The 22,696-nt window shown below is 68.6% G+C and carries 23 protein-coding genes and 1 pseudogene; all 24 read right to left on the reverse strand.

Annotated features, from left to right (window positions below; translation table 11 throughout):
* Nucleotides 1-20: 20 nt before the first annotated feature.
* A complete protein-coding gene (locus A2X88_10415) occupies nucleotides 21-416 on the reverse strand; it encodes a 30S ribosomal protein S9 (GenBank protein ID OGP34335.1) in 396 nt (131 codons plus the stop codon).
* 16 nt (nucleotides 417-432) lie between these two features.
* Nucleotides 433-873, reverse strand: coding sequence for a 50S ribosomal protein L13 (locus tag A2X88_10420; GenBank protein ID OGP34336.1), 441 nt, complete (start codon nucleotides 871-873; stop codon nucleotides 433-435).
* The gene (locus A2X88_10425; GenBank protein OGP34364.1) at nucleotides 870-1,691 is read right to left on the reverse strand and encodes a tRNA pseudouridine(38-40) synthase TruA; all 822 of its coding nucleotides are present in this window, start codon (nucleotides 1,689-1,691) and stop codon (nucleotides 870-872) included. The genes A2X88_10420 and A2X88_10425 overlap by 4 nt, the downstream gene beginning before the upstream one ends.
* A gap of 612 nt (nucleotides 1,692-2,303) precedes the next feature.
* Nucleotides 2,304-3,341 carry an aspartate-semialdehyde dehydrogenase gene (locus A2X88_10430; protein OGP34337.1) on the reverse strand — a complete coding sequence of 346 codons (1,038 nt, stop codon included), beginning with the start codon at nucleotides 3,339-3,341 and terminating at the stop codon, nucleotides 2,304-2,306.
* A gap of 14 nt (nucleotides 3,342-3,355) precedes the next feature.
* A complete protein-coding gene (locus A2X88_10435) occupies nucleotides 3,356-4,444 on the reverse strand; it encodes a 3-isopropylmalate dehydrogenase (GenBank protein ID OGP34338.1) in 1,089 nt (362 codons plus the stop codon).
* The gene (gene leuD / locus A2X88_10440; protein OGP34339.1) at nucleotides 4,441-4,947 is read right to left on the reverse strand and encodes a 3-isopropylmalate dehydratase small subunit; all 507 of its coding nucleotides are present in this window, start codon (nucleotides 4,945-4,947) and stop codon (nucleotides 4,441-4,443) included. The genes A2X88_10435 and leuD overlap by 4 nt, the downstream gene beginning before the upstream one ends.
* Nucleotides 4,948-4,959: 12 nt before the next feature.
* Nucleotides 4,960-6,222, reverse strand: coding sequence for a 3-isopropylmalate dehydratase large subunit (locus A2X88_10445; protein ID OGP34340.1), 1,263 nt, complete (start codon nucleotides 6,220-6,222; stop codon nucleotides 4,960-4,962).
* A complete protein-coding gene (locus A2X88_10450) occupies nucleotides 6,164-6,985 on the reverse strand; it encodes a CDP-diacylglycerol--serine O-phosphatidyltransferase (GenBank protein OGP34341.1) in 822 nt (273 codons plus the stop codon). Before A2X88_10450 ends, A2X88_10445 begins: the two co-directional genes overlap by 59 nt.
* A complete protein-coding gene (locus A2X88_10455; GenBank protein ID OGP34342.1) occupies nucleotides 6,982-7,647 on the reverse strand; it encodes a phosphatidylserine decarboxylase in 666 nt (221 codons plus the stop codon). Before A2X88_10455 ends, A2X88_10450 begins: the two co-directional genes overlap by 4 nt.
* 22 nt (nucleotides 7,648-7,669) lie before the next feature.
* Nucleotides 7,670-8,689 (reverse strand): ketol-acid reductoisomerase, encoded by a 1,020-nt coding sequence (locus A2X88_10460; protein ID OGP34343.1) that lies wholly within the window; start codon nucleotides 8,687-8,689, stop codon nucleotides 7,670-7,672.
* Between the two features lie 76 nt (nucleotides 8,690-8,765).
* Nucleotides 8,766-9,242: an acetolactate synthase small subunit gene (locus A2X88_10465; protein OGP34344.1), complete on the reverse strand. Its 477-nt coding sequence runs from the start codon at nucleotides 9,240-9,242 to the stop codon at nucleotides 8,766-8,768.
* Nucleotides 9,243-9,273: 31 nt separating this feature from the next.
* Nucleotides 9,274-10,968, reverse strand: coding sequence for an acetolactate synthase, large subunit, biosynthetic type (locus tag A2X88_10470; protein OGP34345.1), 1,695 nt, complete (start codon nucleotides 10,966-10,968; stop codon nucleotides 9,274-9,276).
* Nucleotides 10,969-10,987: 19 nt separating this feature from the next.
* Nucleotides 10,988-12,640 carry a dihydroxy-acid dehydratase gene (locus tag A2X88_10475; protein OGP34346.1) on the reverse strand — a complete coding sequence of 551 codons (1,653 nt, stop codon included), beginning with the start codon at nucleotides 12,638-12,640 and terminating at the stop codon, nucleotides 10,988-10,990.
* Between the two features lie 151 nt (nucleotides 12,641-12,791).
* Nucleotides 12,792-13,007 (reverse strand): hypothetical protein, encoded by a 216-nt coding sequence (locus A2X88_10480; GenBank protein OGP34347.1) that lies wholly within the window; start codon nucleotides 13,005-13,007, stop codon nucleotides 12,792-12,794.
* A 58-nt stretch (nucleotides 13,008-13,065) separates the two neighbouring features.
* Nucleotides 13,066-13,746: a tRNA (adenosine(37)-N6)-threonylcarbamoyltransferase complex dimerization subunit type 1 TsaB gene (locus tag A2X88_10485; GenBank protein OGP34365.1), complete on the reverse strand. Its 681-nt coding sequence runs from the start codon at nucleotides 13,744-13,746 to the stop codon at nucleotides 13,066-13,068.
* Nucleotides 13,743-14,819 (reverse strand): RIP metalloprotease RseP, encoded by a 1,077-nt coding sequence (locus tag A2X88_10490; GenBank protein OGP34348.1) that lies wholly within the window; start codon nucleotides 14,817-14,819, stop codon nucleotides 13,743-13,745. The genes A2X88_10485 and A2X88_10490 overlap by 4 nt, the downstream gene beginning before the upstream one ends.
* The gene (locus A2X88_10495; protein ID OGP34366.1) at nucleotides 14,816-15,985 is read right to left on the reverse strand and encodes a 1-deoxy-D-xylulose-5-phosphate reductoisomerase; all 1,170 of its coding nucleotides are present in this window, start codon (nucleotides 15,983-15,985) and stop codon (nucleotides 14,816-14,818) included. The genes A2X88_10490 and A2X88_10495 overlap by 4 nt, the downstream gene beginning before the upstream one ends.
* Nucleotides 15,986-15,990: 5 nt before the next feature.
* Nucleotides 15,991-16,800: a hypothetical protein gene (locus A2X88_10500; protein OGP34349.1), complete on the reverse strand. Its 810-nt coding sequence runs from the start codon at nucleotides 16,798-16,800 to the stop codon at nucleotides 15,991-15,993.
* 3 nt (nucleotides 16,801-16,803) lie between these two features.
* The gene (locus tag A2X88_10505) at nucleotides 16,804-17,562 is read right to left on the reverse strand and encodes a di-trans,poly-cis-decaprenylcistransferase (protein OGP34350.1); all 759 of its coding nucleotides are present in this window, start codon (nucleotides 17,560-17,562) and stop codon (nucleotides 16,804-16,806) included.
* A 168-nt stretch (nucleotides 17,563-17,730) separates the two neighbouring features.
* Nucleotides 17,731-18,252: a ribosome recycling factor gene (locus A2X88_10510; GenBank protein ID OGP34367.1), complete on the reverse strand. Its 522-nt coding sequence runs from the start codon at nucleotides 18,250-18,252 to the stop codon at nucleotides 17,731-17,733.
* A gap of 32 nt (nucleotides 18,253-18,284) precedes the next feature.
* On the reverse strand, nucleotides 18,285-18,986 hold the full coding sequence (locus A2X88_10515; protein ID OGP34368.1) for a UMP kinase: 702 nt from the start codon (nucleotides 18,984-18,986) through the stop codon (nucleotides 18,285-18,287).
* An 80-nt stretch (nucleotides 18,987-19,066) separates the two neighbouring features.
* Nucleotides 19,067-19,990 (reverse strand): translation elongation factor Ts, encoded by a 924-nt coding sequence (locus A2X88_10520; GenBank protein ID OGP34351.1) that lies wholly within the window; start codon nucleotides 19,988-19,990, stop codon nucleotides 19,067-19,069.
* Nucleotides 19,991-20,052: 62 nt separating this feature from the next.
* Nucleotides 20,053-20,868: a 30S ribosomal protein S2 gene (locus A2X88_10525; protein OGP34352.1), complete on the reverse strand. Its 816-nt coding sequence runs from the start codon at nucleotides 20,866-20,868 to the stop codon at nucleotides 20,053-20,055.
* 661 nt (nucleotides 20,869-21,529) lie between these two features.
* Nucleotides 21,530-22,676: pseudogene (locus tag A2X88_10530) on the reverse strand (bifunctional ornithine acetyltransferase/N-acetylglutamate synthase).
* Nucleotides 22,677-22,696 lie beyond the last annotated feature (20 nt).

Below are 22,696 nucleotides of genomic sequence, written 5' to 3' on the forward strand. Positions count from 1 at the left end.
GCGCTCGGCCCCGCGGCGCATTACCGCTTGGAGAACTGGAACCGTTTGCGGGCCCCGGGGCGGCCGTATTTCTTCCGCTCCTTGATCCGGGCGTCCCGGGTCAGGAAGCCGGCCCGCTTGAGCGCCGGACGCAGCTCGGGGTTCTCGACCTGCAGCGCCCTGGCGATGCCGTACTTCACGGAGTCGGCCTGGGACGCCGGACCGCCTCCCCGGATGTTCACCGCCACGTCGACGCTCTGGCGCCTCCCGGTGAGCACGAGCGGCTGCACCACGATCGCCCGGAGTGCGAGGCCCGGGAAATACTCCTCGAAATCCCGCCCGTTCACGCTGATCCGGCCGCTCCCGGGGCTCAGGTAGACCCGGGCGACCGATGTCTTGCGCTTTCCCGTTGCGTACACTTTCGTCTGCTGTGCCATGGCGCGATCTCGTCTCCTATTCGGCTACGTTCAGGGGCCGGGGGCACTGGGCCTCGTGGGGATGGTCCGGGCCCGCGTACACCTTGAGCTTGGTAAAGAGCCGGTCCCCCAGGCGGGTCTTCGGCAGCATGCCGCGCACCGCCCATTCCACCAGGCGCTCCGGGTGCTTCGACGAGAGCACCTTCTCGGGGGTGGTCGCCTTGAGCCCCCCCATGTAGCCGGAGTGCCTGTAGTAGGTTTTCCCCGTCATTTTCCGCCCGGTGAGCCGCACCTTGTCGGCGTTCACCACGATGACGAAATCCCCGATGTCGGCGTTTGGCGTGAAGGTCGGCTTGTGCTTCCCCCGCAGGAGATCCGCCACGCGGGTGGCGATACGGCCCAGCACCTTGTCCTTCGCATCGACCAGGTGCCAGACCTGGTCCGCCTGCTCTCTCGTAAAAAATACGGTCGTCTTCATCTGTGCGAACTTTCCCCCTCGAAATCAAAGAAGATATTAGACCCCACGTCCCCTCCGGCGTCAAGGGAAAAAGGATCCTCCCCGTACGCCACGCGCCACAGGAACAACCCGGGAGCAGGCGCGGTGGGGCCGGCCTGCCTCCGGTCCCCCGAGGCCAGGATCGACGGCACCTTCCCCGGGGCGATCCTCCCGGTCCCCACCTCCGCCAGGGTGCCTGCGATGACGCGGACCATGTGCCGCAGGAAGCCGCTTCCGGTGACCGAGAGGACCCAGAGTGTGGAAGAACGGGAATCGAGCTCCGCCCGGAAGATCTTCCGCACCGTGCGCTTCGCGGTGCAGCCCTGCCCCCGGAAAGCGGAGAAGTCGTGCTCTCCCACCAGGTGCCCCAGCCCCTCCCGCATGGCCGGAAGGTCCAGCGGCCTTCCCAGGTGCCAGGCGTACCGCAGCAGGAACGGGGAGGGGACGGGGTGCAGGTGTAGGAAGTACCGGTACTCCTTCGCCTTCGCGTCGCCCCGGGCGTCGAAGGAGGGGGGAACCTCCTCGGCGGAGAGGATCCGGATGTCCGGAGGAAGCAGGGCATTCCCTCCCCGCAGGATCGTTTCCGCGTCCCGGCGGCCGGCGTCCGCAAAGTCGACCACCTGCGCCCGGGCATGGACGCCGGCGTCGGTCCTCCCCGCCGCACGCAGCCGGACCTTTTCCTGGAGCAGGCGGCCGAGCGCCTCCTCCATCACCGACTGGATCGTCGGCCCGTACGGCTGCATCTGGAAACCGCTGTAGGCGGTCCCGTCGTACGCGATCGTGAGCTTCATCCGCCGCATCATTCCGTAGGCACTCCCGGCCCGGCCGGCTCCCCTGCCGGTTGGCGCTCCCGCCCGGGGGCTCCCGGAGGCGGCTTCGCCCGGTGGTACGCCCCGTCGCGGTGGCGCCCGATACGTGCTCCGCCGCCTCGGCTGGCTGCGCCCACGGGGCGCCCCGTTGTTATCGCGCTGCCGTCCGGGTCGCCTGGCTCGCGGGGGGAATCCCCTTGGCTACGCTCGCGATCTGCGCCCGCTCGCTGCCGTTTCGCTCGCCGGATCCGGCACCTTGTTGTGGGGACACTCCTCTCCCGCATCCCGGAGAAACCAGGAATGTCCCCGCCGCCTCGTGGACTCCCCCCGCAGCGCAGCGGGTCCCGTGTCGCCGGCGGAGCAGCCGTAGGAGGGTGGGCGGAGTGAGGTAAAGCGCAGCCAAAGCGTGCGTATCTTAAGGCGAGCCACGAACGAAGCCCCCCTCCGACTTGTCCTCCGTAGCAGCGTGAGCAGCGAAGGAGGAGGCTGCGGAGCCGGTACCGGCGTCCTCGCAACATCTGGTGCCGGAGGACCAAAGACGACCGGGAGCGGGGTGTCCCACCGCTCCCGGTGCGCCGAACCGGTCCGGTCCGCCCGCGGCGCTTACGCGTGGGCGGGCCGCAGGTGCTTCGCGGCCAGAACCTCCATGATCTGGACGGCGTTCAGAGCCGCCCCCTTGCGGAGCTGGTCCCCGCAGACCCAGAAGTTCAGGCAGTTCTCCGCGCTTTCGTCCTCCCGGATCCTCCCGACGTAGCAGTCGTCCTTCCCCGCGCAGAACAGCGGCATCGGGTAGACGTTGGCCGCCGGGTCGTCCATCACCTGGCACCCCGGGAACATCGCGATCAGCTCGCGCGCCTTCTCCCGGGTGATCTTCCTCTCGAACTGGGCGTTCACCGAGATCGAGTGGGCCGTCAGCACCGGCACCCGGACGGTGGTGCAGGTCACCCGCAGGTCGGGGATCCCCAGGATCTTCCGCCCCTCGTTCGTCATCTTCATCTCTTCCTTCGTGTAGCCGTTGTCCAGGAAGGCGTCGATGTGGGGGATCACGTTGAAGGCGATCTGGTGCTTGAAGGCCGAGATCTCCATCTTCTCCCCGTACGTGAAGGCCTTCGTCTGGCTGACGAGCTCCGCCATCGCCTTGGCCCCCGCTCCCGAGGTCGCCTGATAGGAGGAGGCCACCACCCGCCGGAGCGTTCCGAAGTCGTGCAGCGGCTTCAGCGGCATGATCGTGATGATCGTCGTGCAGTTCGGGTTCGCGACGATCCCGCGGTTCCGGTACTGTGCGACCGCCTCCGGGTTGATCTCCGGGACCACCAGGGGGATACCGGGCTCCATCCGGAAGGCGGAGGAGTTGTCGACCACCACGGCTCCCGCCTCCCAGGCCGCCTGGGCGAACTCCTTGCTCCGGGACGCCCCCGCCGAGAAGAGGGCGATGTCGATCCCCTGGAACGCGCTCTTCTGGAGGAGCTCGACCGGGACCTCCTCGCCCCGGAACCGGAGACGTTTGCCGACCGATCTCTCCGAGGCCAGGAGGCGGAGATTCCCCATCGGGAACTTCCGCTGTTCCAGCACCTGGAGCATCACTTCCCCCACCGCGCCGGTCGCGCCGGCCACCGCCACGTTGTACCGTTTCCCGCTCATCGATGCACCTCGCGTCATCCGCTCGTCCGTAGAATTCGCCGCACCTGTTCGCCGATCTCCTCCGTGCCCACCCGCCGGATCCCCGGGCCCTCCCGGTAAATGTCCGCGGTCCGGTACCCCTCGGCGAGCACCCGCTCCACCGCCCGCTCGATCCGGCCCGCCTCCCCGGACATGGCAAGCGTGTATTCTAGCATCATCGCCACGGAAAGTATCGCGGCCAGTGGGTTTGCCACTCCCTTCCCCGCGATGTCCGGGGCGCTCCCGTGGATCGGCTCGTAGAGGCCGACCGCCCCCCCCAGCGAGGCCGAGGGGAGCATCCCGATCGACCCGGTGATCATCGACGCCTCGTCCGTCAGGATGTCCCCGAAGAGGTTCGTGGTCACGATCACGTCGAACTGCCCCGGCCGGCGGATCAGCTGCATCGCGCAGTTGTCCACCAGCATGTGGGAGAGGCCGACGTCTCGGAACTCCCGCTCGTGCACCTCGGAGACGACTCTCCTCCAGAGCTCGGTCGCCTCCAGGACGTTCGACTTGTCGACGGAGGTCACCTGCCTCTTCCGCTTGCGTGCCAGCTCGAAGGCGACCCGCGCGACCCGCTCGATCTCGGGGCGGGTGTACACCAAGGTGTTGATCCCCGTCTCGACGCCGTCGATCATCCGCACCCCGCGCGGCTCCCCGAAGTAGATCCCTCCGGTCAGCTCGCGCACGACCAGGAGATCGATCCCCTCCACCAGCTCCCGCCGCAGGGGCGAGGCGTCGAGCAGCGGACCGTACACCTTCGCGGGGCGCAGGTTCGCGAAGAGCCCGAGCTGCTTCCGGAGTCCGAGCAGCGCTCTCTCGGGCCGCACCTCGAACGGCAGGGAGTCCCACTTCGGCCCCCCGACCGCCCCGAGGAGGACGGCGTCGGAGGAGGCGGCGAGCCGGAGCGCCCGCTCGGTCATCGGGACGCCGTGCGCGTCGTAGGAAGCTCCCCCCAGCAGCTCCTCCTCGCACTCGAAGAGCTTCCTCCCGTGCAGCTCCTCGACCGTCCGCAGCACGGAGAGCGCTTCCCGCGCCACCTCCGGGCCGATCCCGTCCCCGGGAAAGACGCAGATTTTTTTCATCGCGAAGAGGCCCCCTTCCTCCGGGCGACCGTGTAGTTCAACAGCCCCCCCGCCGAGACCAGCTCCTGCATGAAGGGGGGGACCGGGACGATCCGGTACTCCGTCCCCTTCGTCCGGTTCCGGAGCGTCCCCGCCCGCATGTCGATCGAGAGCAGGTCCCCCGCCTCGATCGCGTCGACCGCCTGGGGGGCCTCGAAGATCGGGAGCCCCATGTTGAAGGCGTTCCGGTAGAAGATCCGCGCGAAGGATCGGGCGACCACCGCGGCGACCCCGCAGGCCTTGATCGCGATGGGGGCATGCTCCCGGGAGGAGCCGCACCCGAAGTTCTTCCCCGCCACGAGGATGTCCCCCGGAGAGACCTTCGACGCGAACCCCGGGTCGATGTCCTCCATGCAGTGGCGCGCCAGCTCCGCGGGGTCGGTGGTGTTCAGATACCGCGCCGGGATGATGACGTCGGTGTCCACGTCGTCCCCGTACTTCCACGCCTTGCCTTGCAGCTCCATGCGCTCTCCTCGTCAGCGGATCTCGTCCGGACTCCCGATCCGGCCGAGGACCGCCGACGCCGCGGCCACCGCCGGGTTCGCGAGGTAGACCTCGCTCTCGGGGTGCCCCATCCGCCCCACGAAATTGCGGTTCGTCGTGGCGACCGCCCGCTCGCCCTTGGCGAGGATCCCCATGTGCCCGCCGAGGCAGGGGCCGCAGGTGGGGGTGGAGAAGACCCCCCCGGCCTCCACGAAGATCTCCATCAGCCCCTCCCGCATCGCCTGGAGATAGATCTCCTGGGTCGCGGGAAAGACCAGCATCCGCACCCCCTCGTGGACCTTCCGCCCCCGCAGCACGCCGGCCGCGCTGCGCAGGTCCTCGATCCGGCCGTTCGTGCAGGACCCGACGACCACCTGGTCGATCGGCACGTTCCCCACCCGGGAGAGGGGGCGGGTGTTCTCCGGAAGGTGGGGGAAGGCGACCTGCGGCTCCAGCGCCCCCAGGTCCACGGAGAACTCGTCGGCGTAGCGGGCGTCCCGGTCGGCCTCGACGACCGCATAGGGTCGCCGGCCCCTCCCGTCGGAATAGGCGCGGGTCGTTTCGTCGAAGGGGAAGATCCCGTTTTTCGCCCCCGCCTCGATCGCCATGTTCGAGATGGTGAAGCGCCAGGCCATCGGCAGGGCCGAAAGGCCGTCCCCGGCATACTCCATCGCCCGGTAGAGGGCCCCGTCCACCCCGATCCTTCCGATGATGTGGAGGATGACGTCCTTCCCCTCCACCCACTTCCCCGGCCGGCCGTTCAGCACGACCCGCATCGACTCGGGGACCTTGAGCCACACCTCCCCCGAGATCATGGCGGCGGCGAGGTCGGTGGAGCCGACCCCCGTGGAAAAGGCGCAGAGGGCCCCGTAGGTGCAGGTGTGGCTGTCGGCGCCGATCACGAGATCGCCGGGAACCACCAGCCCCTCGTCCGGCAGCAGGACATGCTCGATCCCCATCCGCCCCACCTCGAAGTAATGGACGATCCCGAACTCTTTCGCGAACTCCCGCATCGTCTTGGCCTGCTCGGCCGAGCGGATGTCCTTGTTCGGGGTGAAGTGGTCCGGGACCAGGGCGATCCGCTCCCGGTCGAACACTTCCCGGATTCCCAGTTTCCGGAATGCCTCGATGGCGATGGGACTGGTGACGTCGTTGCCGAGCGCCAGGTCGACCCCGGCGAGGATCAGCTCCCCCGGTTCAACGGTGTCCTTCCCCGCGTGCCTCGCGAGGATCTTCTCGGTGAGCGTCATGCCCATGGATCCGCTTCTCGCTTTCCCGGTGTTTTTCCCGGCGCCTGCGGATCGCCCCCGCCAGCTCCCCCACCGGCCCGGAGAGGATGTAGCCCGACGCGAACAGGAAGATCATCACCTGCGGTTCGGCGGCCAGCAGGAGGGCGAGGAAAATGAACACGACGAGCGTGTTGAACGGCCTGCGCCGGAACGGTTCGAGGTCCTTGAAGCTGTGGAACCTGACGGTGCTGATCATCAGGAAGGCCAGCACGTAGATGGTCAGCAGCACCGCGACGTGCTTGAACCCGCCCGACCCCCCGAAATAGTAGAAGAGCAGGATCATCGACGCGACGAAGGTCGCGGCGGCCGGGATCGGCAGCCCCTTGAAGTGCCCCTTCTCGACCGTGCTCACCTGCACGTTGAACCGGGCCAGGCGCAGCGCCCCGCAGATCAGGTAGAGGAAGGCCGCGAGCCAGCCCCACCGCCCGAAGCGGGAGAGGGCCCACCCGTAGACCAGGAAGGCCGGCGCGACCCCGAAGGAGACCAGGTCGGCCAGGGAGTCGTATTCCACCCCGAACTGCGTGGTGGTCCGGGTCATCCGGGCGACCCGGCCGTCGAGCCCGTCCAGCACGACCCCGATGAGGATCGCGGTCGCCGCCCGCTCAAACTGCCCGGTATAGGTCGCCGCGATCGAGTAGAACCCGGCGAACAGCGAGCCCGACGTGATCAGGTTGGGCAGGATGTAGATCCCGCGGCCGATCCCGTCCGTCCGGCGCTCCCTTCTCCTCACCGCAGCACCCCCACCACCGTCTCCCCGGCCCGCACCCGGTCCCCCTTCCGGACCCGGAGCTCGGCCGAAGCCGGCATCAGGAGGTCCACACGCGACCCGAAGCGGATCATTCCCACCCTCTGGCCCTGCCGGACCGAATCCCCCTCGGAAAGGTCGCAGACCACCCGCCGGGCGATCAGCCCCGCGATCTGCACGTAGGCGACCCGCTGTCCCGCGGGGGTCTCGATCAGGACCCCGTTCTGCTCGTTCTCCAGGGAGGCCTTGTCGACGCTGGCCACCAGGAACTTCCCCGGGTGGTAGCGCACGGCGAGCACCTTCCCGTCCACCGGGGCCCGGTTCACGTGGACGTCCAAGACCGACATGAACACGCTCACCTGCTTCCCCGGCTCGTCGAAGTACCGCCCCGGCGGGACTTCGCCGCAATACACTATACTACCATCGGCCGGGGAGATCACGGAACCGGGAACGGAAGGAGGGGTCCGGTCCGGGTTCCGGAAGAACCAGCCGACGAACCCCGTGAGCAGGATCCCGGCCAGGGTGACGGGCAGGAGTTTCGGCCACAGGAGTCCGGCGACGAGCGTCAGGAGGGCCCCGGCCAGGAGAAAGGGGACCCCCTCCGGGGCGATCATGCCGCCGCCCCGGCCCTGCCGTTCCCGCCCCATCTCGCGCGCCCGCGGTCCCCGTTCAGTTCTTCGTCCTGTCGACCAGCCGCCCCTTCGCGATCCACGGCATCAACGCGCGCAGGCGGCTCCCGACCTCCTCGATCGGGTGCTCCTCCCCCCGCCGGGTGAGGGCGTTGAATACGGGGCGGTTCGCCCGGTTCTCCAGCATCCACTCCCGGGCGAAGGAGCCGTTCTGGACCTCTTCGAGCATCCGCCTCATCTCGGCCCGGGTCTCCTTCGTGATGACCCGCGGGCCCCTCGTGAGGTCGCCGTACTGCGCCGTGTTGCTGACCGAATAGCGCATCGTGGAGATGCCCCCCTCGTAGATCAGGTCCACGATGAGCTTGAGCTCGTGGAGGCACTCGAAGTAGGCCATCTCGGGGGCGTAGCCGGCCTCCACCAGCGTCTCGTACCCGGCCAGGATCAGCGCCGTGACCCCGCCGCAGAGGACCGCCTGCTCCCCGAAGAGGTCCGTCTCGGTCTCCTCGCGGAAGGAGGTCTCGATCACCCCCGCCCGAGCGGATCCGATCGCCGCCGCGTAGGCGAGCGCGACCTCCCGGCTGTTCTTCGCCGGATCCTGGTGGACGGCGATGAGGGCGGGGACCCCCTCCCCCTTCTGGTACTGCGCCCGGACCAGGTGTCCCGGCGCCTTCGGGGCCACCATGAAGACGTTCAGGTCGGGCGAAGGCACGACCTGCCCATAGTGGATGTTGAACCCGTGGGCGAACATCAGGTAGGCCCCCTTCTTCAGGTTCGGCCCGACCGAATTCCGGTAGATGTCCCCCTGCAGCTCGTCCGGCAGGAGCATGACGACCAGGTCGGCCTTCGCCGTCGCGGTCGCGGCGTCGAACACCTCGAAGCCGGCCTTCTTCGCCTTCCCGGCGTTCTCCCCGCCGGGGAGCTCTCCCACGATGACGTCCATCCCGCTTTCCTTGAGGTTGTTCGCGTGGGCATGCCCCTGGCTGCCGTACCCCAGGATCGCGATCCTCTTTTTCTTCAGCACCCCAGGCTTCGCATCCTTCTCCCGGTAGATCTTGACCATTGCCTTCCTCCCTGGCCTCCCTGAGATGGATCGGCCCCGCCGATCCGGACCTGCCTTCGCCCCTCCCGAGCCCCGCCTACATTCCCCGGGCGATCGCCACTTTCCCGGTGCGCACGATCTCCCGGATCCCGATCGGCCGCAGCAGCTGGAGCAGCGCCTTGATCTTCGTCTCGTCGCCGGTCATCTCGATCGTGTAGCAGCGGGGAGCCACATCCACGATCTTCGCCCGGAAGATGTCCACGAGGCGCAGCACCTCGGCCTTCGTCTCCGGGTCGGCGTTCACCTTGATCAGCACGAGCTCCCGGTCCACGGTGTCGACCCCGGTGAGGTCCACCACCTTGATCACCGAGATCAGCTTGTTCAGCTGCTTCAGGATCTGCTCGATGATCTGGTCGTTCCCGCTGGTCACGATCGTCATCCGCGAGACCGACGGGTCCATCGTCTCCGCGACCGAGAGCGACTCGATGTTGAACCCCCTCCCGGAAAAGAGGCCGGACACGCGGCTTAAGACCCCGAACTCGTTCTCCACCAGCACGGATATGGTGTGGCGCATTCCGCGGTTTCCCCCTCGCGATCCGCCCGTGTCACACGAGCAGCATTTTGGTCAACGGCGCCCCCGCGGGCACCATCGGGTAGACCATCTCGTTCGGGTCGGTCAGGATGTCGATCAGGGTCGGGCCCGGGGCGGCGAACCCCTTCTCCAGCACCCGGGTCACCTCCTCGGATTTGGTGGCCCGGAAGCCGTAGGCGCCGTAGGCCTCCGCGAGCCGGACGAAGTCCGGGATCTGCGGGAGGCAGGTCTGCGAATATTTTCCCTGGAAGAAGAGCTCCTGCCACTGGCGAACCATCCCCAGGGTGCCGTTGTTCAGGATCACGACCTTGACGGGAAGGCGGTACTGCACCGCCGTGGCCAGCTCCTGGATGTTCATCTGGATGCTGCCGTCGCCGGCGATGTCGATGACCTGCCGGTCGGGCAGCGCCACCTGGGCGCCGATCGCGGCCGGAAGCCCGTAGCCCATCGTCCCCAACCCGCCCGAGGAGAGGAAGGTCCGCGGCTTGTCGAAGAGATAGTACTGGGCGGCGAACATCTGGTTCTGCCCCACCTCGGTCGCGATGACCGCCTTCCCCTTCGTGAGCCGGTAGACCTCCTCGACCACGTACTGCGGCTTGATCTTCCCCTTCCCCTGCTTGTAGGCGAGCGGGTGGGTCGCCTTCCAGGACTCGATCTGCTCCCGCCAGGGGGCGATCTTCTTCCGGAACTTCGCCGCCTCCTTGGTCCCCTTGACGAGCGTGATCATCTTTTTCAGCACGTCCTTCAGGTCCCCCACGATCGGGATGTGGACGGGGACGTTCTTCTGGATGGAGGTCGGGTCGATGTCGACGTGGATGATCTTCGCGTGGGGGGCGAATTCGTCGATCTTCCCGGTCACCCGGTCGTCGAACCTCGCCCCGAGCCCCACGATCACGTCGCTGTTCGAGATCGCCATGTTCGCCCGGAAGGTTCCGTGCATCCCGAGCATCCCCAGCGACAGCGGGTCGGTCCCCGGGAACCCGCCCAACCCCATCAGCGTGGTGGTGACCGGAAGCCCCAGGATGTGGGCGAACTCCGTGAGAAGCTCCGAGGACTCCGAGAGGATGACCCCCCCTCCCGTGTAGGCCACGGGGCGCTCCTTCTCGAGGATCATCCGGATCGCACTCTCCACCTGCTTCTGGTGCCCCTCGTAGTTCGGGTGGTACCCGCGAAGCTTGACCGCCTTCGGGAAGGCATACTCCGCCATCCCGGCCAGGACATCCTTGGGAAGGTCCACCAGGACCGGCCCCGGGCGCCCGGTGGAGGCGATGAAGAAGGCCTCCCGGACGATGCGCGCCAGGTCGCGGGCCTCCTTGACCAGGTAGTTGTGCTTCGTGCAGGGGCGGGTGATCCCGACGATGTCGGCCTCCTGGAAGGCGTCGTTCCCGATCATCAGCGTCGGAACCTGCCCGGTGAACACGACCAGAGGGACCGAATCCATGTAGGCCGTGGCGATCCCCGTCACGGTGTTGGTCGCCCCCGGCCCCGAGGTCACCAGGCAGACGCCGGTCTTCCCCGACGCCCGGGCATACCCGTCGGCCATGTGCACGGCCCCCTGCTCGTGCCGGACGAGCAGGTGGCGGACCTTCGTGTTCTGAAAGAGGGCGTCGTAGATGTTCAGGACCGCCCCCCCGGGGTACCCGAAGACGACGTCCACGCCCAGCTCCTCCAGCGACTTGACGAATATTTCCGCTCCGGTCATCTTCACGGCGTCCTCCCTGCGACTCCTACGTCGTCACGGCGCCGGTGCCCGCCGACGTCACCGCCTTCGCGTACCTCGCGAGGTACCCGGTGCGGATCTTCGGCGGGGGCGCCTTCCAGCTTCGTTTCCGTTTCGCGATCTCGGCGGCGGAGACCTCCAGCGCGAGGCGCCGCCTCGGGATGTCCAGCGTGATCCCGTCCCCGTCCCGCACGAAGGCGATCGCCCCCCCCTCCATCGCCTCGGGGGAGACATGCCCGATGCAGGGTCCGTGGGTCCCACCGGAAAAACGCCCGTCGGTGACCAGCGCCACCTTCGTCCCCAGCCCCATCCCCACGATCGCGGAGGTGGGGGAGAGCATTTCGCGCATCCCCGGGCCGCCCTTCGGGCCTTCGTACCGGATGACCACCACCATCCCGGGCCGGATCTTTCCCCCCATGATCGCCGCCATCGCGGCCTCCTCGGAGTCGAACACCTTCGCCGTCCCCCGGAAGGTGAACATGGAGGGATCCACTCCCGACTGCTTCACCACGCAGCCTCCCGGCGCGAGGCTCCCGGTCAGGATCGCGATCCCCCCCTCCTTCCGGACCGGGGCGGAGACCTTCCGGATGATTCCGTCGTCGAGCACCTTCCCCTTGCGGGCGATCGCGGTGATGTCCTTTCCCGAAACGGTCGGGTTCCTCTGCAGCACGGGGAGCAGGCGGTTCAGGACCGCCGGGATCCCCCCGGAGAACTCGATGTCCTCCATCATATGCGGCCCCGCGGGGGTTACGGTGGTGAGCTGCGGCGTCTCCCGCGAAAGCCGGTCGAACTCCGACAGCGGAAGGTTCACCCCCGCCTCGTGGGCGATCGCCAGAAGGTGCAGCACCGAATTCGAGGAGCCGCCCAGCGCGAGATCGACCCGGATGGCGTTGCGGAAGGCGGCCTGGGTCAGGATCTTCCGGGGGGTCACCCCCTTCCGCACCAGCTCCACGATCCGCACCCCGGTCTCGTACCCGATGTGCCGCTTCCGGGACATCCCCGCCAGCGCGGTCGCGCAGCCGGGCAGCGACATCCCGAGCGTCTCGGTGAGGCAGGCCATCGTGTTCGCGGTGTAGAGCCCCTGGCAGGACCCTTCTCCCGGGCAGGCCTCCGCCTCGAGCCGGGACAGCATCGCCTGGTCGATCTCCCCCCGCTGGAACCGGCCCACCGCCTCGAAGGTGTCGCTGACCAGCGACAGGCGCCGGTTCCCCATCCGGCCCGACAGCATCGGCCCGGCCGTCAGGACGATGCAGGGGATGTCCAGCCGCGCGGCGGCCATCAGCATCCCCGGGGTGATCTTGTCACAGTTGGTCAGCAGGACCAGACCGTCGAGCGCGTGCGCCTCCGCGACCGACTCGACCATGTCCGCGACCAGCTCCCGCAGGGGAAGGGAGTAGTGCATCCCCCTGTGCCCCATCGCGATCCCGTCGCAGATCGCGGGAACGCCGAACAGGAACGGATATCCCCCCGCGGCGTGGACCCCGCTCTCCACGACCCGCTCGAGCGAGCGCATCCCGACATGGCCCGGGACCAGGTCGGTGAACGAGGTCGCCACCCCGAGGAACGGTTTCCCCATCGCGGCCTGCGGGACCCCCGCGGCGCAATAGAGCGCCCGGTGGGGCATCCGCTCCAATCCCTTTTTCGTCCGGTCGCTTCGCATCCGACCTTCTCTGTTGGGCGCCCGAAAATAAAAGACTCCCTCCGGGACCTCTCGTCCCCCGGGGGATGCGCCCGCCGGGATCTTCCCGACGCGGCGTTTCCACGGCCGGATTGCGCCGAGGTCCGCCGTCGGGAGGCTTCCCCGGTTGGCCTTAGTGTCCGGAAAGCTTCTGCGCGATCCTGTCCTTCTTCGCCAGCTTGAGCTTCTGCAGCCGCTTCCGCTCGACTTCCTCGTCCGGAGTCAGGTAGACCTTCTTCTCGAATTCCTTCAGCTTCTCGTCCAGCATCCGGTGCTCCTGGACCAGGGCCTTGAATTCCGCATCTTTTTCGACAAGTGCAGCCATCTTGGCATTCTGGCTCCCCCCCATCGGCGCCTCCGGATTCGAAATGATTTCCCAGTCTAACAGAGGGCGATCAATTGTCAATTCAAGGGCGCTTCCGCTCCGCCTCGGAAGGGCGCAGGTAGGCGGGAACGACGTCCCGGGGATGCGCCCCCTTCCCTTCCCCGAGAAGGAGGAGCGCCAGGCGGCCCACGGCGGAGGCCCTGGGCAGACCCTCCCCGGGGGGGGGGAACAGGGCGCGCTCCCCGAGCGCTTCCCGCAAACCTTCTCCGTACGGGACCGTTCCGTCCCCGCAGAAGAGGACCGGTCCCGGGGGAAGCCGTCCGGGAAGCTCCTCGGGGGGAAGCGCAGTATCCGGGGCCGTCCGGAGGCAGATCCCCCCTTCCCACCGGAAGAATCCCGCGTAGACCTCTTTCCTGCGCGCATCCAGCACCGGGCAGACCGTCGTCCCCTCCAGCGGGAAGCGCATGGCCAGAGCGTGGAGCGTCGGCACGGGAACGATCGGCCTTTCCCACCCGAAGCAGAACCCCTTGGCGGCCGCCATGCCGACCCGCAGGCCGGTGAACGATCCCGGTCCCGACGACACCGCCACGTGGCCCACTCCTTCCGGGCCGTGCCCGGACTCCCGGAGAAGCCGGTCGATGGCGGCAAGACAGGTCTCGGAGAGCTGCCGGCCTCGGGGAAGCAGGATCTCCCCGAGGAGGTCCCCCCCCGACAGCAGCGCGACGCTTCCGTTGGGCGTCGCCGATTCGATGGCGAGGATCACCCCGCCCCCCACCCCGCGATCAGCCGCGCGATGTCGTTGTAGAAGACCAGGGCGGTCAGCATCAGGATGAGAGCGAGCCCCACCTGCTGCGCCGCGGCGCGGACCTGCGGGGAGAGCGGCTTGCGGAGGAGCCCCTCGATCGAGAAGAAGACCAGGTGCCCGCCGTCGAGGATCGGGATCGGGAAGAGGTTCAGGATCCCGAGGTTCACGCTCAGAAGCCCCAGGAAGTAGAGGAAGGGGAGCGCCCCCTGGCGGGCCTGGTCTCCCGCGATCTGGGCGATCAGGATCGGCCCCCCGAGCGTGTCGGAGGGAATGGTCCGCAGGACCAGCTTGACCACGGTCATCACGGTGAGGTGGATCAGCTTCCAGGTCTCCTCCCCCGCCCGCCAGAATGCGGAGAATGGGGAAAGCGCCCTCCGGATGATCTCCTGCCCGGCAACCACGCCGATCTTCGGCTCCTGGACCTTCTCCCCGAAGAGGCTCTGTCCCTCCCGGATCTCCGGGGTCACACGCACACGGATCTCCCGGTCGTCCCGGCGCGCCGTGAGGTCGATCTCCTTCCCCGCACCCGCGGCGCGGATCCCCGCGGCCAGTTCCTCCCAGGTTCCGACGGACCGCTCCCCGACCCGGACGACCAGGTCCCCCTTCGCAAGCCCCGCGCGCGCCGCCGGGGAGTCCGGCAGAACATCCCCGATCCTGGCGGTCAGCGCGGGAACGCCCCCGAGGAAGACGGCCCAGAAGACCAGGTAGGCGAAGAGGAGGTTCCCGAGGGGGCCGGCGGCCACGACGGCCATCTTCACCCAGATCGGCTTGTGGTGGAAGGAGCGCTCCCGGTCCTCCGGTGAAATCTCCTCGGAGTCGCTTTCCCCGACCAGCTTCACGTATCCCCCCAGCGGGATGGCGGACACGAGGTACTCCGTCTCCCCCCGCCGGATGCCGGCGAGCCGGGGACCGAACCCGAAGGAGAATTTCGTGACCCCCACGCCGAGCTTCCTGGCGACGAGGAAATGGCCGAACTCGTGGACGAAGATCAGGATGCCCAGGACGATGAGAAACGACAGAAAGTAGATCACGGTTTGCGGGGTCTCCTCATTCGGGATATTTGGCGCGTGGCCTCCTCCCGGGCCTCCCGGTCGGCGTCCAGGATCTCCCGGAGGGTGGGCGACCCGCCCGTCCGGCGGCGCCGCGCCAGGAGGATCTCCACGACCCGGGGGATGTCGGTGAACCGGATCCTTCCCGCGAGAAAGGCCTCCACCGCCGTCTCGTTCGCCGCGTTCAGGACCGCGGGGGCCGCTCCCCCCTCCTCCGCGGCCGCGTAGGCCAGCGCCAGGGCGGGGAAATTCCTCCGGTCGGGCGGCTCGAAACACCAGCCGTCCATTCGATGCGGCGAAAGCCGCGGCAGTTCCAGCGGAAGCCGCCCGGGGTAGGAGAGGGCGTACCCGATCGGGATCCGCATGTCGGGAACCCCCATCTGGGCGATGAGGCTTCCGTCCCGGAACTCCACCATCGCGTGAACGATCGACTGGGGGTGGATCAGCACGTCGATCCGGGACGGGGGGAGCCCGAAGAGCCAGGTCGCCTCGATCACCTCGAGCCCCTTGTTCATCAGCGTCGCCGAGTCTACGGAGATCTTCGCCCCCATCCTCCAGGTCGGGTGTCCGAGCGCCTCCCGTACCGTGGCATCCCGCATCTGGCGGCGGGTCCGGTTCCGGAAGGGGCCCCCGGACGCGGTCAGGATGATCCGGGAGACATCCTCCCGGCGCTGCCCCTCGATCGCCTGGAAGACCGCGGAGTGCTCGCTGTCCACCGGGAGGATCCCGCCCCCGCCGGCCTTCGCCGCCCGGACGAGGAACTTCCCGGCCATGACCAGCAGTTCCTTGTTCGCCAGGGCGATCCTCTTCCCCTGCGACGCCGCGGCGATGACCGGCCGGACCGAGGAGACCCCCGAGGCGGCGGCGAGCACGATGTCGGTCCCTTCCGAGCAGGCCGCCTCCCGCATCCCCTCCTCCCCGAACAGCACCCGGGTTCCCCTCCGGAGGCTTCCGAGCCGCGGCAGGGCGCTCTCCTCGGAGAGGCAGACGATCCGGGGACGGAACCTGCGAGCCTGCTCCCCGAGCTCTTTCCCGTTCTTCCCGGCGCACAGGGCGGTCACGCGGAACCGGCGCGGGAAGCGGGAGATCACCTCCAGGGCGTTGCGCCCCACCGACCCGGTGGAGCCGAGAATGGCCACCCCCCTCACCGCGCTCACGCGGGACCTCCCGCGTACGGCGACAGGGCCGCGAGCAGGTAGAGGAGCGGCCCCGCCGCGATCAATCCGTCCGCCCGGTCGAAGACCCCCCCGTGCCCGGGCAGCATCGTCCCGCTGTCCTTGACCCCGGCCGCCCGCTTCAGCAGCGACTCGAAGAGGTCCCCCGCCTGCCCGGCAGCGCCCACCAGCGCGGAGGCGAGGGCGGCGTACCCGTAGGAAACGCCGGGAAGGAACAGCGCGGCGTACCCGGTCGAGAGGAGGACGCTGGCGGCAAGCCCTCCTGCGGCCCCCTCGAGCGTCTTGTTCGGCGAGACGCGGGGGGAGAGGGGGTGCTTCCCGAACGCCTTCCCGGTGAAGTATGCGGCGGTGTCCCCGGAGGCGACCGCCACGAAACCGAGGAGGATCCAGTGCCTCCCGCCGGGAAGCCGGATCGTCCAGACGTAGGAGGAGAGGAACCCCCCGAGGTAGACCGCCCCGAGGGCGGCCAGCCCCGCCGCGCGCGCCTTTTCGCCGGGGGGCGCTTCTCCCCCGAGAAAGGAGAAGGCGGCCAGTCCGGCGCAGAGCAACAGGGAGGGAACGGCGAGTCCCGGGGGAAGGAAGGCGGCCGAGCCATAGACGAGCAAGGCCGACGCCACGACGATCGCGCGCTCCCGGGAAAAGGAGAAGAACATCCGGGAATATTCCGCCGCACAAAGCAGAACCGCCGCCCCCGTGAGCAGGAGGAAGGGCCAACCGGGTCCGTACAGGACGGCGCCCGCCAGGATCGGGACGAGCACCGCGGCGGTCAGGATCCTCTTCCCGAGCATGGCTTACCCGCCTTCCGGGGAATCGCCGCCGGTCTGGCCGCCGGTCAGTCCGAAGCGCCGGTCCCGGCGGGAATACTCCTCGAGCGCGGCGAGGAATTCCGCCTTCCCGAAGTCCGGCCACAGGGCGTCGGCGAACACGTACTCGGCGTAGGCCGACTGCCAGAGCAGGAAGTTGCTGATCCGGAGCTCGCCGCTGGTGCGGATCACGAGATCCGGGTCGGGAATGCCGGCCGTGTCGAGCCGGGAGGCGAAGAGCTCCTCGGAGATCTCTTCGGGGGAGATCCTTCCCGCGACGGCCTCCTCCGCAAGCCGTCTCGCCGCGCGGACCACCTCGTTGCGTCCCGCGTAGGAGAGGGCCAGGGTGAGCGTCATCTCCCGGTGCTCCGCCGTCGCGGAGACCGTCTTCTCCAGCGTCTTGCGGACCGCGTCGGGGAGAAGCCGGATCTCCCCGATGGCGCACAGGCGGATTTGGTGCTTCCGGAGATCCGGGAGCTCCTTCGTGAGGAACTGCCCGAGCAGCTCCATCAGGATCGCCACCTCGGCCCTGGGCCTCCCCCAGTTCTCCGAGGAGAAGGCGTACAGGGTCAGGAAGGGGATCCGGAGCTCCCGGGCGCACTCCACCACGGCCCGCACCGACCGGATCCCCGTTCTGTGCCCTTCCACGCGGGGGAGCCCCCGCAGCTTCGCCCACCGCCCGTTGCCGTCCATGATGACGGCCACGTGGCGCGGCAGGGCGGATGCGCGGGGTTCACCGCTGGTCATGGGGAGTGTCGAATCGGGCCGGGGGATGTCCTAGCTCTGGACGATCGCTCCGGTCGGGCAGGTGTCCAGGCAGGATCCGCAGGCCGTACATTCGTCGTTGATGGTGACCGCCACGTTCGAAGTCCTCCTCCCGGTGGGTGGGTGATGGGTTGCGTCCCGGCGGTCCCGTCAGACCTCCAGGATCTCCTGTTCCTTCGCCTTCAGGATCTCGTCGACCTTCTTGATGAAGCTGTCCGTCTCCTTCTGGACCTTGTCCTGCCACCGCTTCATCATGTCCTCGGAGATCTCCTTCTGCTTCTCCTTCTCCTTGATCCGCTCGATCCCCTCGCGGCGGATGTTCCGGACGGCGATCCGGGCATCCTCGGCCATTTTCCGGACCACCTTCACCAGGTCCTTCCTCCGCTCCTCGGTCAGCGGGGGAATCGGGATCCGCACGATCTTCCCGTCGTTCGAGGGGTTCAGCCCCAGCCCGCTCGCCTGGATCGCCTTCTCGATCGGACCGATCATCTTTGCGTCCCACGGGGCGACCGTGATCAGGCGGCTCTCCGGGACCGACAGGGTGCCGACCTGCTGGAGCGGCGTCGGCGTTCCGTAGTAGTCCACCTTGATCCCGTCCAGCAGGGAGAAGGAGGCGCGGCCGGTGCGGATCTTTCCCAGCTCCTTCCGGAAGGCCTCGAGGCTCCGGGACATCTTCCCGGACGTGTCCTTGAACAGTTCCTCCACTAGGGACCTCCCCGGACGACGGTGCCGATTTTCTCCCCCCGGACCGCCCGGACGACGTTCCCCCGCTTCGTCAGGTTGAAGACGACGATCGGGAGGCGGTTGTCCATGCAGAGGGAGATCGCAGTCGCGTCCATCACCTTGAGGTTTCGCTGCAGGACCTCGATGTAGGACAGCTCGGAGAATTTCTTCGCCTTCTTGTGCACCAGCGGGTCCATGTCGTACACGCCGTCGACCTTCGTGGCCTTCAGGATGGCGTCCGCGTTGATCTCCATGGCCCGCAGCGCCGCCGCGGTATCCGTCGTGAAGTAGGGGTTCCCGGTCCCCGCCGCGAAGATCACGACCCTCCCCTTCTCCAGGTGGCGCAGGGCGCGACGGCGGATGTAGGGCTCGGCGATCGCCCGCATCTCGATGGCGGAGAGGACCCGCGTCATCACCCCCTCCCGCTCCAGCATGTCCTGGAGGGCGAGGCTGTTGATGACGGTCGCCAGCATCCCCATGTAGTCGGCCGACGCCCGGTCGATTCCGTAGTCCTTGCTGGTGCCGATCCCCCGGAAGATGTTCCCGCCGCCGACGACGAGCGCGACCTGCACCCCGAGGGAGGCGACCTCCCGGATCTCCCCCGCGAGCTCCTGGAGCACCTTCCCGTCGATCCCGTACCCCTGCTTCCCCATCAGGGCCTCCCCCGATAGCTTCAGCAGGATGCGCCGGTAGACCGGTTTGCCCGCACCGGGGACACTCCTTGTTTTCCCGCCGAGAACCCCAGGAGTGTCCCCGCCCACAATCACCCCCGCCCAAGCTGCCTGGCGACCTCGGCCGCCAGATCGTCCGTCCGCTTCTCCAGCCCCTCTCCCACGTGGAAACGGGCGAACCGGGAGACCCGCAGTCCCCCGCCCGCCGCGGCCCCCGTCTCCCGAAGCCGGTCCCGGACCTTCCGGTCCGGATCCTTGATGAAGGCCTGCTCGACGAGGCAGAAGTCGCCGTAGAACTTCTCGAGCTTTCCCTCGGCGATCTTGTCGAGGATCTTCTCGGGCTTCCCGGCGGCCAGCGCCTGCTCGCGGTAGATCGCCTTCTCCCTTTGGATCGTTTCGGCGGGGACATCCTCCCGCGCCACGTACGTGGGGTTGGCCGCGGCCACCTGCATCGCGAGATCCTTCGCGAGAGCCGCCACCCCGGGCGTCTCCGGGCCCGCCCCCAGGAGCTCGACCAGCACCCCGATCTTCCCCCCCGCGTGGATGTAGAGGGCCAGGACCCCCTTCTGCCCGGCGGGGAGCGCGAAGCGCGCGAACCGGCGGAACGAGATCTTCTCCCCGATCTTCGCCACGCGGGCGGTGAGCGTCTCGGACAGCGTCCCCCCTCCCCCGGCCGGAAGGCCCAGCGCCTCCTCGACGCCGGCGGGGTTTCGCCGGTGCACGAAGGCGGCGACCTCCCGGGCGAAAGCCTGGAACTCGTCGGTCCTGGCCACGAAGTCGGTCTCGCAGTTGATCTCCACCAGCGCCGCGGAATCCGCACCGACGTGGGCCGCCACGGCCCCCTCGGACGCGACCCGGGAGGCCTTCTTCGCGGCCGCCGACAGCCCCTTCTTGCGGAGGATGTCGACCGCCCCTTCCATCTCCCCGCCGGATTCGGTGAGCGCCTTCTTGCAATCCATCATCCCCGCGCCGGTCTTCTCGCGGAGCTCGCGTACCCTGTCCGATGTGATCTGCATCCCCTGTTCCCCTGTTGGAATGGGACCCTCCGCCGCGAGGCGGACGGGGGTCCGCCCGAACGCTACTTCTCCTCGGCCGCCGCCTGCTCCCCGGCCGGCTCCTCCTCGGTAGAGATCAGCGCCATGGTGACCTCGGGGGTCTCCGCCTCCTTGTCCTCCACGGACGACGTCTTCTCGGCATAGGCCGCCTTCCCCTCGAGGATCGCGTCGGCGATCTTGGACAGGAAGAGCTTGATCGCCCGGATGGCGTCGTCGTTTCCGGGGATGACGTGATCGATCAGGTCCGGGTCGCAGTTCGTGTCGACGATCGCCACGATCGGGATCCCCAGCCGCCGCGCCTCGAGCACCGCGATCTCCTCCCGCGAGGGGTCCACGATGAAGAGCGCCTCGGGCACCTTCCGGAGATCCCGGATCCCGCCGAGCACCTTCTCCATCTTGACCCGCTCCTTGGAGAGCTTGAGGACCTCCTTCTTCGGAAGCTTCTCGACGGTCCCGTCCGTCTCCATCTCCGTCAGCTTCTGGAGACGGTCGAGGCTCTTGCGGATCGTCTGGAAATTCGTGAGCATCCCCCCGAGCCAGCGGACGTTCACGTAGGGGGTCCCGGCGCGCCGGGCCTCCTCCTCCACCGACTCCTGGGCCTGCTTCTTGGTCCCGACGAAGAGGACCGTCTTTCCCTCCGCCGCCAGGTCGCGCACGAAGTCGTACGAGGCCCGGAACATCCGGACCGTCTGCTGGAGGTCGATGATGTAGATCCCGTTGCGGGCGGTGAAGATGTACCGCTTCATCTTCGGGTTCCACCGCTTCGTCTGGTGCCCGAAGTGGACCCCCGCCTCCAGCAGCTGCTTCATCGTGATGACCGAACCTTGCCCGTTTCCCATCGTTTCCCTTCCTCCTCGTTTCGGGGTTGGTCCTCCGGGCGTTCCGCCCCTCCCCATCCACCCCGGCCGATCCGGGGCACCCCGGGGAAAGTCCCGCCCGTGGGAGATACTTGCCTGAACCGCGTATTTATATCACAACCACTCCGGATTCCTCAAGCGCAAAGCGGACCGCGCGTCCCGGAGCGCTCGGTGGCGGCTCCGCATCCTCGGAGGGGGAGGCTTGCTCCGCCGTCCCGACGGGGACCCTGCCCCACCCCCTGATCTCCCCCATGAGTCCGCAAAGACTTCCATCTCCGCTCGCCCCCCCCTCCTGCGGATGCTGCGCCGGCAACCAGGGAGCCTGCTCGGTCGCAACTCTTCGACGCTGGACCCGGGGTCCGGCTTCGCGGGGGATCGGTGAGCCCCATCGCTGCGGGTCCCGGCCAGCGGGTACCGCAGTCGCCGGCGCCCCCGGGTCGGAGCGATCCACAAGGCTTCGCCAAGCCGAAGGAGGGGGGATGAGCGGAGATAAAAGGAATGATCCGCGGGCGGAGGGCGGGCGGAGCGAAGCCCCCCTCCGAGGCGGCGAAGCCGGAACCGGGCGCCCTCGCAACGGGGCGCGCCAACACGGCGGATGCTCCCGCAGCGATTCGGTGGGTGGAGGGTCGGCGTCCACGGGCGCTCAGGTGCGGTAGCCCGCGTTGATCCGGATGTATTCGTGGGTCAGGTCGGAAAAGTAGGCGAAGGCGCTCCCCGCCCCGAGGCCGAGATCGATCTCGATCCCGTAGGCCTCCTTCCGGATCTTCCGGGCGGCGCGCCTCTCGGCGCCCCGGTCGATCGTCATCCCCTTCCGGAGGACCTTCTCCCCCGCGAACGACAGTTCCACACGGTCCGGGTCGACCTTCGCCCCGGACCGGCCGACGGCGGCGACCACCCGTCCCCAGTTGATGTCGCCCCCGAACACCGCCGTCTTCACCAGCGGAGAGGTGGCGACCGCCCGGACGGCCCGGTCGGCCTCCCGGTCGCTGCGCGCCCCCGTCACCGCGGCCCGGACCACCCGGGTGGCCCCTTCCCCGTCCCGGACGATCATGAGCGCCAGGTCGAGCAGGAGCGATTCGAGGGCGGAGGCGAAGGACTCCAGATCCCTTCCGGAGAGCGGGGAAAGCCCGCAGGCCCCGCTCGCGAAGACCGCCGCCGTGTCGTTCGTGCTCGTGTCGCCGTCCACGACGATCCGGTTGAAGCTGCGCTCCACGCCCCGGCGGAAAACCCGCCGGAGGTCCGCGGCCCGGACGGCCGCGTCGGTGAAGACGTAGGCGAGCATCGTCCCCATGTTCGGGGCGATCATCCCGGCCCCCTTGGCGATCCCGCCGAGGGTGATCGTCCTCCCGCGGACCCGGATCCTGCGGACCCCCCGCTTGGGGTAGGCGTCGGTCGTCAGGATCGCCGCGCCGGCCCGCACGATCCCCCCCGGGGACAGGGAGGAGCAGAGCCGGGGGAGCGCCGACAGGATCTTTCCGGCCGGGAGCGGAACGCCGATGACGCCGGTCGAGGAGACCAGGAGGGCGCCCGCCGGAAGCCCCAGGGAGCGGATCGCCGACGCCGCGGTCTCCCGGACCGCGCGGCTCCCCTCCTCCCCGGTGCAGGCGTTCGCGTTCCCGCTGTTCACGAGGACGCCGCGCCCACGCGACGGGGGCCGCGGTGATCCGGTTCCGGGTGAACACCACGTCGGAGGTGCAGGGGAGATCGCTCACGACCAGGGCGAGGTCGGGCTTCCCCGACTTCTTGATCCCGCAGGCGGCGGCGCCGCCGCGGAACCCGGGGACGAGGATCGACCGAACGGGGCGCACGG

Source organism: Deltaproteobacteria bacterium GWC2_65_14, from assembly GCA_001797615.1.
In the GTDB taxonomy this organism is placed as follows: domain Bacteria; phylum Desulfobacterota; class Deferrimicrobia; order Deferrimicrobiales; family Deferrimicrobiaceae; genus GWC2-65-14.